This is a genomic window from Pseudomonas sp. TE12508 (genome assembly GCF_056279485.1).
On sequence record NZ_JBWCCN010000003.1, the window covers coordinates 231,717 to 244,905 of the forward strand.

13 protein-coding genes and 1 riboswitch are annotated in these 13,189 nt (G+C 60.3%); of the genes, 5 read left to right on the forward strand and 8 right to left on the reverse strand.

Annotated elements, in window-relative coordinates; genetic code table 11:
• Positions 1 to 13: 13 nt before the first annotated feature.
• Positions 14 to 1,081, reverse strand: a complete 1,068-nt coding sequence (locus ACZ9IM_RS05460; RefSeq protein ID WP_476223512.1) for a putative urea ABC transporter substrate-binding protein — start codon at positions 1,079 to 1,081, stop codon at positions 14 to 16.
• Between the two features lie 62 nt (positions 1,082 to 1,143).
• Positions 1,144 to 1,244: riboswitch (guanidine-I (ykkC/yxkD leader) on the reverse strand.
• Positions 1,245 to 1,527: 283 nt separating this feature from the next.
• Here ACZ9IM_RS05460 and ACZ9IM_RS05465 point away from each other — a divergent pair.
• Positions 1,528 to 1,767: a hypothetical protein gene (locus tag ACZ9IM_RS05465; protein WP_427627294.1), complete on the forward strand. Its 240-nt coding sequence runs from the start codon at positions 1,528 to 1,530 to the stop codon at positions 1,765 to 1,767.
• A gap of 213 nt (positions 1,768 to 1,980) precedes the next feature.
• The gene (locus tag ACZ9IM_RS05470; protein ID WP_476223513.1) at positions 1,981 to 2,454 is read left to right on the forward strand and encodes a hypothetical protein; all 474 of its coding nucleotides are present in this window, start codon (positions 1,981 to 1,983) and stop codon (positions 2,452 to 2,454) included.
• 51 nt (positions 2,455 to 2,505) lie between these two features.
• Here ACZ9IM_RS05470 and ACZ9IM_RS05475 read toward each other — a convergent pair whose 3' ends face one another.
• Positions 2,506 to 3,618, reverse strand: coding sequence for an enoyl-CoA hydratase/isomerase family protein (locus ACZ9IM_RS05475; RefSeq protein WP_476223560.1), 1,113 nt, complete (start codon positions 3,616 to 3,618; stop codon positions 2,506 to 2,508).
• A gap of 132 nt (positions 3,619 to 3,750) precedes the next feature.
• Here ACZ9IM_RS05475 and ung point away from each other — a divergent pair, with 132 nt between their 5' ends.
• Positions 3,751 to 4,443 carry a uracil-DNA glycosylase gene (gene ung, locus ACZ9IM_RS05480; RefSeq protein ID WP_008074486.1) on the forward strand — a complete coding sequence of 231 codons (693 nt, stop codon included), beginning with the start codon at positions 3,751 to 3,753 and terminating at the stop codon, positions 4,441 to 4,443.
• Positions 4,444 to 4,573: 130 nt separating this feature from the next.
• On the opposite strand, the gene ACZ9IM_RS05485 is transcribed toward ung, so the two are convergent.
• From ACZ9IM_RS05485 to ACZ9IM_RS05505, 5 genes are read right to left on the reverse strand one after another with little or no spacing between them, the layout of a single operon-like run.
• Positions 4,574 to 5,614, reverse strand: coding sequence for an AbrB family transcriptional regulator (locus ACZ9IM_RS05485; RefSeq protein ID WP_427627290.1), 1,041 nt, complete (start codon positions 5,612 to 5,614; stop codon positions 4,574 to 4,576).
• Positions 5,607 to 7,121: a tripartite tricarboxylate transporter permease gene (locus ACZ9IM_RS05490; RefSeq protein ID WP_476223514.1), complete on the reverse strand. Its 1,515-nt coding sequence runs from the start codon at positions 7,119 to 7,121 to the stop codon at positions 5,607 to 5,609. The genes ACZ9IM_RS05485 and ACZ9IM_RS05490 overlap by 8 nt, the downstream gene beginning before the upstream one ends.
• Before the next feature lies 1 nt (position 7,122).
• Complete coding sequence (locus ACZ9IM_RS05495) at positions 7,123 to 7,581, reverse strand: tripartite tricarboxylate transporter TctB family protein (RefSeq protein ID WP_123499096.1); 459 nt, start codon at positions 7,579 to 7,581, stop codon at positions 7,123 to 7,125.
• 58 nt (positions 7,582 to 7,639) lie between these two features.
• Positions 7,640 to 8,617 carry a Bug family tripartite tricarboxylate transporter substrate binding protein gene (locus ACZ9IM_RS05500; protein ID WP_427627288.1) on the reverse strand — a complete coding sequence of 326 codons (978 nt, stop codon included), beginning with the start codon at positions 8,615 to 8,617 and terminating at the stop codon, positions 7,640 to 7,642.
• A 38-nt stretch (positions 8,618 to 8,655) separates the two neighbouring features.
• Positions 8,656 to 9,948, reverse strand: a complete 1,293-nt coding sequence (locus tag ACZ9IM_RS05505) for an OprD family porin (protein WP_427627286.1) — start codon at positions 9,946 to 9,948, stop codon at positions 8,656 to 8,658.
• A gap of 221 nt (positions 9,949 to 10,169) precedes the next feature.
• Between ACZ9IM_RS05505 and ACZ9IM_RS05510 the strand changes: the two genes are divergently transcribed.
• Together ACZ9IM_RS05510 and ACZ9IM_RS05515 are read left to right on the forward strand one after the other, a co-directional pair.
• Positions 10,170 to 10,841 (forward strand): response regulator, encoded by a 672-nt coding sequence (locus ACZ9IM_RS05510; RefSeq protein WP_007898613.1) that lies wholly within the window; start codon positions 10,170 to 10,172, stop codon positions 10,839 to 10,841.
• Positions 10,834 to 12,222, forward strand: a complete 1,389-nt coding sequence (locus ACZ9IM_RS05515) for a sensor histidine kinase (protein WP_476223515.1) — start codon at positions 10,834 to 10,836, stop codon at positions 12,220 to 12,222. Before ACZ9IM_RS05510 ends, ACZ9IM_RS05515 begins: the two co-directional genes overlap by 8 nt.
• Before the next feature lie 129 nt (positions 12,223 to 12,351).
• On the opposite strand, the gene ACZ9IM_RS05520 is transcribed toward ACZ9IM_RS05515, so the two are convergent.
• Entirely contained in the window at positions 12,352 to 13,173 is an 822-nt protein-coding gene (locus tag ACZ9IM_RS05520; RefSeq protein ID WP_427627716.1) for an HDOD domain-containing protein, read from the reverse strand.
• Positions 13,174 to 13,189: the final 16 nt, after the last annotated feature.

The window sequence follows — 13,189 nt, forward strand, 5'->3', positions numbered from 1 at the left end:
TAGTCCTCCGTTGTTACAACGTGGAGTCGGCAGCCATCTGCACATAGCTCGGGTCGAAGCGCAGCTTGAGGTTGGCCTTGTCGCCGCTGGTCACGCCATTGGCGAAGGCCATGCCGATGGCACTGGTGTCCTTGGCGCCTTCACCCAGCAAGCCGTGCTGAAAGGAGAACTCGGCGACCTTGCGCATGGTGTCGGGCAATTGCTTGCTGGTGGAAAACGCCAAGGCTTCCTGGGGGGTGGCGAACAGCTTGGTGGTGTCGAGTTGCGCCTGGAAACCGGCCAGGTCGGTGCCCGAGGCTTTGGCCATGTGTTCGAGGGCAGCTTTGCTGGCGGCGTTTTTGGCGTTCATCAATTCCACCACTTCGAACCAGGCGCCGGTCAGCGCTTTGCCCAGCGCAGGGTTGTCTTTGAGGGTGGCGCTGTTGACCACCATCATGTCCATGATTTCGCCGGGGACCTGGCTGGAGTTGAAGACTTCAGTCACGCCAGGCTTGGCCTTGATGTCCGAAAGCATCGGGTTCCAGGTGGTGACGGCGTTGACCTGATCGGTGTTGAAGGCGGCCGAAATGTCGGCGTCGGAAGTGTTGACCACTTTCAGGTCTTTCTCGGTGAGGTCCACCGAATCGAGTGCCCGGGCCAATAGATAGTGGGACACCGAGAGCTCAACCAGATTGACGTCCATGCCCTTGAGGTCGGCGACTTTCTTGCCTTCACCTTTGAGCACGATGCCGTCGTTGCCGTTGGAGAAGTCGCTGACGATCAGCGCTGTGCTGTCGACGCCACCGGCCGCCGGAATGGTCAGCGCGTCCATGTTGGTCATGGTGCAGCCGTCGAACTGGCCGGCGGTGTATTGGTTGATGGATTCGACGTAATCGTTGAGCTGCACCACATCGATTTTGATGCCGTACTTTTTCGCCCATTTGTCGACGATGCCTTGGCTGCCGGCATATTCCCAGGGCATCCAGCCGGCATAAATAGTCCAGCAGACGCTGAAATGGTCTTTCTGTGCGGCTTGGGACGAGACGCTCACGAGGGCTGCAAAAGCAGCGGCGAGCAGGGTGGGTAAACGAAGTCGGGACATGGTGTGGTTCTCCAGTTGATCAAGGGCGGACAGGAAGGCAGCGGCACCGCGAACGGTGGCTTGTCTCCCGGGCTTTTGTCCCGCCGTGTAACCTCAACTGGAGGTCGCCAACTCTCGGACCAGCCACTCGCCTAAGCGAGCCGGAACCCTAGTCAGCCATTGCAAATTGTGGTGCCGCGAACCTGTGATGACTCCTGCACGCCTTTGGTTAAGCGAGAGCCGTGCCAACTCGGCTTGAACCCTCTGGGTGGGGGCATGCAGGGAAGAGGGCGGATAAAGGGGGCGTGCGCCTTGCCTTGTCATGGTGCGCTGGCGCGCAACCGTGCACCGTAGATGGACGGGCTGGCCGCTGATCTGAAGGCCGATACCGTTTGGCACTCGGTGCAGGTTTGAAAGTCAAAACAGGTGTGAGTCGACTGCTGTTGCAGGTCTTTCAGGAGGCCTCCATGTTCTGTCAAAAAAAGCTCCGCCAAATGTTTCTCAGCGTGTTTTTTGGTTTGGGCCTGTCCGGCTGTTACTACTATGCAGGTGGCGGTGATATTTATCCGACACCCTATTACTATCCCGGCTATTACTACTCACCTTACTACTACGGCGGCCCGCGTTTTTACGGCGGCTATCGTTACTATTATTTCAGTGGTCCCCGTCATTACCATCGCGGCGGACACTATCGCGGGCACCGCTGATCAGCTCATGAATGCAGCGGCGCGTCCGGGTTCCCGGATGCGCCGTTTTTCTTGTGTGAAAGATGAAGAACCTTTCATCGGCTACTTGTTTCAACGTGTTACAGGAACGCACCAGATTCCGAATTCACTGTCTGATCTTTCGACAGTTGTGAACAATTGACTGTCGCCTGCCAGCGTCGCTGGTGTGGCTCACTCGCGGTCCAGGAGGCCGCCATGCTCTGTCAAAAAAAGCTCCACCAAATTCTGCTGATTGCTCTATCGGGATTGTTTCTTGGTGCGTGCGTGCCCTATTCCGACGGAGGAGACAGCTACTACCGTTCCGAGGTTTACACGTCCCCAGCGCCGTATTACTCCGGTGGCGGGTCTTACTACTCTGATGGTGGTTACTACTCGGCCCCGCGCAGGTATTACTCACCGCCTGCACGGTATTATCAGCCATCGCCGCGTTATTACTCCCAGCCGCGGGTTTATCAACCGGCACCGCGCTATTACGACTACCGCGGCTACCAGAATCGCGGATGGGACCGTCATGACCGCGGTGGTTGGGACGGTCGTAACCGGGGCGATTGGGATGGCCGGAACCGAGGCGGCCGGGGCGATGGCTATCGAGGCCACAGGGATCACCGTGATGGAAGAGGCGATCACCGCGGTCGCGGCGATCACGATGGCCGAGACGGCCACCGTTAACCATTCAATTAAAAACGGCGCATGAAGCGCCGTTTTTTTTGTGCCTGGATTTCAGTACTCAGACAGATCGGCCAGAGGGTGCCGACCTTCCCATACCTTGCGAAAATGCGCCTCCACCGCCGCTTCCGGCACATTGTTGATGTCCGGCCAGTGCCAGTGAGGTTTCTGGTCCTTGTCGATCAACCGCGCTCGTACGCCCTCGCTGAACTCCGGATGACGGCAGCAGTTGAGGCTTATGGTGTATTCCATCTGAAAGACTTGAGCCAGTGACAGGTGCCGGGCGCGAACGATCTGTTCCCACACCAGATGAGCGGTCAGGGGCGAGCCTTCAGCCATGGTTTTGGCGGCACGACCGAGCAGCGGGTCGGAATGATCGCGCAGCGCACTGATGGCCTTCCAGGCGCAACGAACGTCGCTGACATCCAACAGTTCGTCGATCAGCTCGCGTCGAGGCAACCACTGCGCTTGCGGCATCTGCGCGATCGCTTCCTGCTGCAAGGCCTTGAGCAGGCTGTTGAGCTGCATGGCTGTCTGTTCCTGCCAGTTCAATTGCAGCAAACCTTCGATCAGCTCATGCTGTTGATCATCGCGCAGGAAGCGGTCGGCGAGGTCCAGATCGATCGCATCGCGACCGTTCATCTGGGCGCCGGTCAGGCCGAGAAACAATCCGAGCTTGCCGGGCAACCGCGACAGAAACCAGCTGGCGCCGACGTCCGGGTACAAGCCGATGCCGATCTCCGGCATCGCCAGCCGGCTGCTTGGCGTGACGATCCGAATGCTCGCCCCTTGCAGCAGCCCCATGCCACCGCCCAGCACGTAACCATGCCCCCAGCAGATCAGCGGTTTCGGGTAGGTGTGCAGGTTGAAGTCGAGGCGATATTCTGCCGCAAAGAAGTGTGCAGCCAAGGGCGGCACTTCTCCGGGAAGGGCGCGACACGCCTCCACCAGGCTGCGTACTTCCCCGCCGGCGCAAAAAGCCTTGCCGCCATTGCCGCGCAGCAGCACGCAAACGATCTGTGGCTCCTTGGCCCAGGCGTCCAGTTGATCGCGCAGGGCGTTGATCATCGGCAAGGAGAGGGCGTTGAGGGACTTTTCGGCATCCAGGCTGGCGATGCCGATGCGTGCGCCGTCGGTGCCGGTGAGTTCTTCGAAGTGCAGATTCATCATGACCTCGATCGGTAAATTGAGCGTTTAGTATGATCGCTCTATAGGAAAGTGCCGGATCTGTATCAGATCAATTGACAAGGGAGATAGGGTTTCCTAGGGTTCGCCCCATTGTTTTTGCCGGATGTAACCATGACTGCTGACGACCGTATCAAACTCGAACCGAGCTGGAAGGAGGCACTGCGTGCCGAATTCGACCAGCCTTACATGGCAGAGTTGCGCACATTCCTGCAACAGGAGCGCGCGGCGGGCAAAGAGATCTATCCTCCCGGACCAATGATCTTCAACGCGCTCAATTCCACGCCGCTGGACAAGGTCAAAGTGGTCATTCTAGGTCAAGACCCTTACCACGGCCCGGGTCAGGCCCATGGGTTGTGCTTCTCGGTACAACCGGGTGTTCCGGCACCGCCATCGCTGGTGAACATCTATAAAGAGTTGAAGCGCGACCTGAACATCGACATACCCAATCACGGCTACCTGCAGAGTTGGGCAGAGCAGGGCGTGTTGATGCTCAACACCACCATGACCGTGGAACGCGCGAATGCCAACGCCCATGCGGGCAAGGGCTGGCAATATTTTACCGACCGGATTATCGAAGTGGTCAGCGAGCACCAGCCACATCTGGTATTCCTGCTGTGGGGCGCACATGCCCAGAGCAAGCAGAAACTCATCGACGCCACCAAACACCTGGTGCTGACCTCGGTTCACCCGTCGCCGCTGTCCGCCTATCGCGGCTTCCTCGGTTGCGGACACTTCAGCCGGGCGAACAAGTTTCTGGAGCAGAACGGCGAGACGCCGATCGAGTGGCGGTTGCCGTCGGTCTGAAGATTGTGGCGAGGGGGCTTGCCCCCGTTGGGTCGCGCAGCGGCCCCAAAACCAGCCACACTGCATTTCTCAAATTTTACGACTGCTTCGCAGCCGAACGGGGGCAAGCCCCCTCGCCACAGGACTCATGTCAGGGAGAATCCGGCTCCCGGTTCCAATACCGAAACAAAGGCTCCGCCAGAAACAATACAAACAACAGCCGCATCACCTGCATCGCCGTTACCAACGGCACCGACAATTGCAGGGTTTCTGCCGTCAAACTCATCTCGGCAATCCCGCCGGGCATCATGCCCAAGGTCAGTGAGCGCAGATCCAGATGGGTCAGCGCACTCAAACCCAATGCCGCCAAAGTGGCGATCAACATGGTCAACACCGTGCCCAGCAGGGTTCGGCCCATGAAGGACGGCGCCCGCCGGAAGAACTGCCGATTGAAGTGACACCCCAACCCGCTGCCAATCAGCCACTGGCCAATCTGACTGCCGCCATTGGGCAGACCGATGTGCAGGTCCCAGGCAATGCTCACCGTCGCAGTCACCAGCAACGGTCCGAACAGCCAGGGATTGGGTTGTCGCAGCCGCTCCCAGACCCAGGCGGCAAGGGCGCCCGCCGGAAACAGAATGGCCAGCCACCACCAATTGACGGTCGTTGGATGCAAGACCGGCGCACCGTCGCCCAACAGATACTTGAACGCCGCCGGCACACACAGCACCACCACCAACACCCGCAAACTTTGCCCCGCCGCGACACGGCTGAGCACCGCGCCGTTGCGGGCGCCAAGGTTGACCATTTCGCCGGAGCCACCGGGCATGCTGGAAAAGAATGCGGTGGCGCGATCTTCCCCGGTACGCCGCATCAACCAGACCCCGACCACCGCGGACAGGCTGGTGACCAACGCACCGAAGAAGATCAGACCAAAGTGGCTCAACACCTGCTCCATCACCACCGGGGTGAAGTGCAGGCCGATGCCGATGCCGACGATCCACTGGCCGCACTTGCGCCCGCCAGGGATTTCCGCCAATTGCCAGGGAGTCAGGCAGCGCACCAGGATGATCGCCAGCAACGAGCCGACCATCCACGGTAGCGGCCAGCCGATCTGGCTGGCGAGGTAACCGCCCAGCAGACCGACCAGCGGTGTTCCCCACCAGCTTTTGAACGGGGTGCGATCAGACATCGGCGATAGCGCGCCGGGAGACCGAACGTTTGCGCCAGATACGCAGCAGCGGCATCAGCAACATGATTGCAGTCAACACCCAGCAACCGAATGTGATCGGGCTCGACCAGAGGATTTCCAGCGCACCGTTGGAAATCGACAGGGCGCGACGCAGGTTTTGCTCCATCAGACCTCCAAGGATGAAACCCAGCAGTACCGGCGACAATGGGAAGTCCAGCTTGCGCAGGATGTAGCCGAAGATGCCGATGCCGATCATCAGGAACAGGTCGAACGTGGTGGCATGCACCGCGTAGACACCGATCCCGGTGATGATCGCGATCACCGGCACCAGCGCCCAGTTTGGCACGGCGAGAATGCGGGTAAAGATGCGGATCATCGGAATGTTGAGGATCACCAGCATCACGTTGGCGACGAACAACGACGCGATCAGCCCCCAGACGATGTCCGGTTGCTGCTGGAACAACAGCGGGCCAGGGGTGATGTTGTACAGCGACAGCGCGCCGATCATCACCGCCGTGGTGCCCGAACCCGGAACGCCGAGGGTCAGCATCGGCACCAGTGCACCGCAGGCGGCGCCGCCGATGGCGGTTTCCGGAGCCGCGAGACCGCGCATATCGCCTTGTCCGAACGTGCCCTTGGCGCCGGCAATACGTTTCTCGGTCATGTAGGCCACAGCGCTGGCCAATGTCGCGCCGGCACCCGGCAACACGCCCATGATGAAGCCCAGCAAACCGCAACGGATGTTCACCACGAACACCGCCGAGGCTTCCTTGAAGTTGAACATCATGCGCCCGGTGGCTTTCACCGCTTCCTGGCCGCGGTGGGTTTTTTCCAGCAGCAGGAGGATTTCGCTGATGGAGAACAGGCCCAATACCAGCACGACAAACTGAATGCCGTCCGTCAGGTGAATGTTATCCCCGGTGAAACGGTATACGCCGCTGTTGGCGTCGATCCCGACGCTGGACAGAAACAGACCGATCAGCGCTGCAATGAAGGTCTTGAGCGGTCGGTCGCCAGCCATGCCGCCGAGACAGACAATCGCAAACACCATCAGCACGAAATACTCCGCCGGTCCGAAGGCAATCGCCCATTTCGCCAGCAGCGGGGCGAACAGCACCATGCCGCACGTCGCAATGAATGCACCGATGAACGAGCTCCACGCCGACAGCGACAGCGCTACACCGGCCAGGCCTTTGCGGGCCATCGGATAACCGTCGAGGGTGGTCATCACGGTGGAGGCTTCGCCCGGAATGTTCAGCAGGATCGAGCTGATCCGGCCGCCATACTCGCAACCCAGGTACACCGCCGCCAACAGGATCAACGCCGACTCCGGTGGCAGGCCGAGGGCGAATGCGATCGGAATCAGCAACGCCACGCCGTTGATCGGGCCCAGCCCTGGCAACAGACCGACGACGGTACCGATCAGGGTGCCGCACAGCGCGGTCACGAGATTGTATGGGGTCAGCGCGACGCCGAAGCCCTGACCCAAATAGCCTAGAGTATCCATATCAGTTCTCCAGAACGTCGAGCACGCCCAGCGGCAGTGGCACGTCCATCAACTTGTCGAACAGCAGATAAAGACCGATGGCCATCAGGCTGATGATCACCGCACTGGGCAGCCAGCGGCCGCCATACAGGCGTGCCATCGGGACACCGATCAGAATGCTGGCGACGATGAAACCAAGAGGTTCGAAGGTCCCGGCGAACACCAGCAACAGCAGCACGCAAATACCGATTTTGATCAGGGTTTCGCGGTCCAGTTTCGGGTCATCGTCGCTGTGCACGATCGGCGCCGGTCGAAACACCATGTACAGCAAAGCCAGGCCCATCAGGCCGAGCATCAACAGAGGGAAGGCCCGAGGCCCGACCGGTTCGTAGGAAAAAGCCGCTTGATACGGCCACGCCATCAGGGCCAGGCCGATACAGGCCAGCAACAGCACCGAAGCGAAAATGCGTTGTATGAGCATGAGGAACTCCTGGGCCACGACCCCGAGAACCGGGGTCGTGGCCGCTAGACAGAGGCGATCACTGGATCAGGCCGAACTCTTTGGCCAGCACTTTGTAGTCCGCGACCTGCTTCTTCACGTAGGTGTCCAGCTCCGGGCCGGTCATGGCGAACGGGAACAGTTCACGCTGATCGCGCAGCTTGGCGAAGTCCTCGGAGGCCAGCAGTTTGTCGAAGGCGTCTTTCCACCAGGCGTAGTCTTCGTCGCTGACTTTTGGCCCGAGATAGAAACCGCGAACCACCGGCCAGACGATGTCATAGCCTTGCTCTTTAGCCGTCGGAATGTCTTTCATTTCCGGCTCGTCCAGACGCTTCTCGGAGAACACAGCGAGTAGACGCATGTCGCCGCTCTGGATGTGTGGCATGGAGTCGGAGATGTCGGTGCTGCCGACCTGGATGTGGCCACCCAGCAGGGCGGTGGCGATTTCACCACCGCCTTCGAGGGCGACGTAACGCAGGTCGCGCGGGTTGATTCCGGCCGCCTTGGCGATCAGAGCGGTTTGCATCCAGTCCTGGCTGCCGACGGTGCCGCCGGAGCCGATCACCACTTTGCTCGGATCTTTCTTCAGCGCCTGGACCAGGTCGTCCAGGGTCTTGTAAGGCGAATCGCTTTTCACCGCGATGGCGCCATAGCTTGTGCCGACGGCGGCCAGCCAGCGGACGTTGGTTTCATCGAAACGACCGAACTTGCCTTGCGCCAGGTTCAGCAACGAACCGCTGGACCACGCCACCAGCGTGCCGGCGTCGGCTGGACGCTGAGCGACCACCGCGTTGTACGCCACCGCGCCGACACCGCCGGGCATGTAGGTCACGCGCATCGGTTTGGTCAGCAGTTTTTCGTTCACCAGCGCGCTTTGCGCCAGTTTGCAGGTCAGGTCGAAACCGCCGCCTGGCGACGCCGGGGCGATGCATTCCGGGCGTTTCGGTTCGGCCATCAATTGGCCGGCGAACAGCACGACGCTGGCGGCGAGAGCAACTTTACGCAATGACAGGTTCATTCAAGTCTCCTTGGGATTTTTGTTATGGACGTACTGAATTACCAAAGTGCAACGCTATAGCTCACCAGCAGACGCACTTCATCGGCATCGCGAGCGGAGTAGTTGGAACGGTAGGTGGCATTGCGCAGGCGTACGGCGACATCTTTCAGGGCGCCACTTTGTACGACGTATTTGATCTCGGTGTTGCGTTCCCACTCTTTGCCTTCATCACCGTTTTTGAGCTTGATGTTGTCACCGCTCAGGTAACGGCTCATGAAGCTCAGGCCCGGAATACCGAGTTTGGAGAAGTCATAGTCGTAACGCGCTTGCCAGGAGCGTTCTTCGGCGCCGGCAAAGTCGTTGATCTGCACGAAGTTGACCAGGTACGGATCGCTGCCATCGACGTAGGGGAAGGCACTGTCGCCGGACATGTGCTGATAGCCGGCGCTGAGTTTATGCCCGTTCAAGGCGTAGCTCACCAGACCGTTCAGGGATTTGTTGTCGATCTTGCCGCCCCGGGCCGCGCCCTCGTCGTCACTGATGGCCAATCGCAGATCGGTGCCGAACGTACCGGGGCCGAACGGTTGCGACGCGACAACGCCGAGGAAGTGCTGGTTGTAGACTTCATCGAGCTGAGCGAAGTGGTAGCTGCCGGTGATCTTGTCGGTGAACTTGTAGTCCACGCCGCCAAAGTCAAAGTGCTTGCCGGCCACGGTACCGGCGAAACGGCTGTTCTTGTTGTTGAGGGCGATGTCCTCGAAGTCGGTGCTGTCGCGGTCCTTGGCTTTCTCCAGACGCCCGCCGGTGAAGGTCAGGTTCTTGATCTCTTTGGAGGTCAGCAGGCCGCCTTCAAAGGTCTGCGGCAGAATGCGCCCGTCGTTGGGTTTGAGGATCGGCAGTTCCGGAATCAGGCTGCCGATTTTCAGTTCAGTGGCGGAGATTTTCACTTTGCCGGTCAGGCCGAGCTTGGAATACTCGTCAGCCGCGCGACCGTCGTCATGGGTCGGCAACAGGCCGGTGCCGGTGCGATCCGGACTTGAATCGAGTTTTACCCCCAGCATGCCCAGCGCATCGACACCGAACCCCACGGTGCCGTCGGTGTAACCCGATTGCAGATTGAGCATGAACCCCTGAGCCCATTCGTCCCGCTTGGATTGCTGGGCGCTGGTGCCATCGCGAAAGTCGCGGTTGAAATACATGTTGCGGGTTTCGAAGGTTGCCGTACTGTCTTCGAAGAAGGCAGCCTGGCTCAACGGCGAAAAGCCGGCGAGGGCGGCGGCACTGGCAAGGGCGGTATGGCTGAGACGGGAAAAACGAGCAGGCGGACGAGCCTGAAGCTGCATGGACAGCATGGTGACGTACTCCGTTTATTGTTCTTATTGGCGAAAACGCTTCGAGGCGTTTTTCGTACAGCGACGGCAGTCGAAACTGTCCGTGGCTGGACTCTAACCGGCCAACCTTTCGCTAACCTTTCAGCTGACTTTCCCTGTTTTCGGGCTTCACAGCGACGGATGCGGCTGTAAACTCCGCGCCAAAGAATGGCGTCGACCATCCCTGAATGAGGTAAAGATCCATGCGTGTTCTGCTCGTCGAAGACCACCTGCAGCTTGCCGAAAGTGTCGCCCAGGCGCTCAAGAGCACCGGCTTGACCGTGGATGTGCTGCACGACGGTGTGGCAGCCGATCTGGCCTTGAGCAGCGAGGAATACGCCGTGGCGATCCTCGATGTCGGCCTGCCGCGCATGGATGGCTTCGAAGTGCTGGCGCGCTTGCGGGCCCGGGGCAAGAACCTGCCGGTGCTGATGCTGACCGCCCGCAGCGACGTCAAGGATCGGGTCCATGGCCTGAACCTTGGGGCCGACGATTACCTGGCCAAACCCTTCGAACTGACAGAGCTCGAAGCCCGGGTCAAAGCCTTGCTGCGCCGCAGTGTGCTCGGCGGTGAACGTCAGCAGCGTTGTGGCGTGCTGGCCTATGATCTGGACACCCGGCGCTTTACCCTTGGCGAAGAATTGCTGACCCTGACCTCCCGCGAGCAGGCGGTGCTCGAGGCCCTGATCGCCCGTCCCGGTCGGGTGATGAGCAAGGAGCAACTGGCCGCCCAGGTCTTCGGTCTGGACGAGGAGGCCAGTCCCGATGCCATCGAAATCTATGTCCACCGCTTGCGCAAGAAACTCGATGGCCAGCCGGTAGCCATCGTGACGTTCCGCGGCCTTGGCTACCTGTTGGAAAGCCGCGATGCATAAGCTCAGCAGCCTGCGCTGGCGGCTGCTATGGAACCTCGCGCTGCTGTTGGTGGTGTTGATGCTCGCCAGTGGTTTGAGCGCTTACTGGAACGGTCGCGAAGCCGCTGACACTGCTTATGACCGGACCTTGCTGGCCTCGGCGCGGACCATCGCCGCCGGCCTGTCCCAGCGCGACGGCAGCCTCAGCGCCAACGTGCCTTACGTGGCCCTCGATACATTCGCCTACGACAGTGCCGGGCGAATTTTTTACCTGGTCAACGACATCAACCAGAAGTTGATCTCGGGCTACGAAAACCTGCCACCGCCGCCGCCGGGAACGCCGCGTACCGATGATTATCCGGCGCTGGCGCGTTTCTATAACGCGACTTATCAAGGGCAGAACGTGCGAGTGGTCAGCCTGCTCAAAGCGGTCAGCGAGCCGAACATGAACGGCATGGCGGAAATCCGCGTGGCGGAAACCGATGAGGCACGGGTCCGCATGGCTCGCAGCCTGATGGCCGACACGTTGTTGCGTCTGGGCATGTTGGCGATCGGTGCGCTGCTGCTGGTGTGGTTTGCGGTCAGTGCGGCGCTACGCCCGCTGGAGCGCTTGCGCACGGCGGTGGAAGAGCGTCAGCCCGATGACTTGCGGCCCTTGCCGTTGGTGGAAGTGCAGCACGAGTTGGGGCCGCTGGTGCGTGCGCTCAATCACTTTACTGAGCGTTTGCGCGGACAGTTCGAGCGCCAGGCGCAGTTCATCGCTGACGCCGCCCACGAATTGCGTACCCCGTTAGCGGCGCTCAAGGCACGGCTCGAACTGGGTATGCGGTCGAACGAACCCGAAACCTGGCGCAGCACCCTGGAAACCGCCGCCCAGGGCACAGATCGCCTGACCCATTTGGCCAATCAATTGCTTTCGCTGGCACGGGTCGAGAATGGCGCCCGGGCAATCGCCGAGGGCGGTGCGCAGTTGCTCGACCTCAGTCAGTTGGCCCGTGAGCTGGGCATGGCCATGGCGCCGTTGGCCCATGCGCGTGGCGTGGCGCTGGCACTGGAAGCCGACGAACCGGTGTGGCTGCGCGGCGAGCCGACGCTGTTGAACGAACTGTTGAGCAATCTGGTGGACAACGCGCTGGCCCACACGCCACCGGGCGGCAATGTAATCCTGCGGGTCATGGCACCGGCGGTGCTGGAGGTTGAGGACGATGGCCCGGGAATTCCCCTTGAAGAGCGGGATCGGGTGTTCGAGCGTTTTTATCGGCGTAACGATCAGGTGGCCGGATCAGGACTGGGATTGGCCATCGTCGGCGAGATCTGCCGCGCCCACCTGGCGCAGATCAGCCTGCACGATGGCGAGCGGGCGGGGTTGAAGGTGCGGGTGAGTTTTATTGCCGGAGAGTGAACACAGCCCTGTGGCGAGGGGGCTTGCCCCCGTTGGAGCGCGAAGCGGTCCCCGGCGTCCGTCTGGTATCTAGCAGGTTTTTACGACTGCTGCGCAGCCGAACGGGGGCAAGCCCCCTCGCCACAGAAATCAATAAAACATCGACCGAGACTCTTCCAGATCCTTGCACATCGCCTTGTTCTCCGGATCGATCCCCAGCTTCTTGAAGGCCGGCACGCTAAATGGATCAATACGGGCCAGTGGATGATCGGTGTCCTTGTGGCAGTACAGGCTGGCCACTTGCACCAGATCGACATAATCGACCCGTTCCGATTGCCGCTTGAAATCCAGATACAGCCCCGGTAATTGCACCAGCATTTCCGGAAACTCCCAGACCCTGAGCAATTTATCGCCGAGCAGCGGGTGAATCCGGTCGATCACATGGTTGAGGCTGACCGGGTCAGACAGCAATTCATAGTGATCTTCGGCGTAGGTGAGGATCGGCAGTACACCAATCTGATGCACGAGCCCGCCGAGCGCGGCCTGATCAGGCTTGAGCTGTGTGTAATTGCGGCACAGCGCATAGCTGACGCCGGCGATCTCCAGGCTCTTGCGCCAGACTTCGCGCATTTTCTGTTCCACCACTTCGGAACGGGCATTAAAGATCTGTTCCATCACCAGGCCGATGGCCAGGTTGCTGCTGTAATTGACGCCCAGACGGGTGATGGCCGTGTGCAGATCAGTCACTTCCTGGGTTGCGCGCAGCAACGGGCTATTGACCACTTTGATCAGGCGCGCCGACAGCGCGGTATCTCGGCCAATCACTTTGCTCAATGTGCTGACACTGATTTCCGGGTCTTCGGCGGCCTTGCGAATCTGCAGGGCCACTTCCGGTAACGTTGGCAGAACCAGGTCATCGTTATCGATGGCCTCAACCAAATCCTGTTGGACCTTATCCGCCAGCTCGCTCATTTCTTTTCTCTAGGGT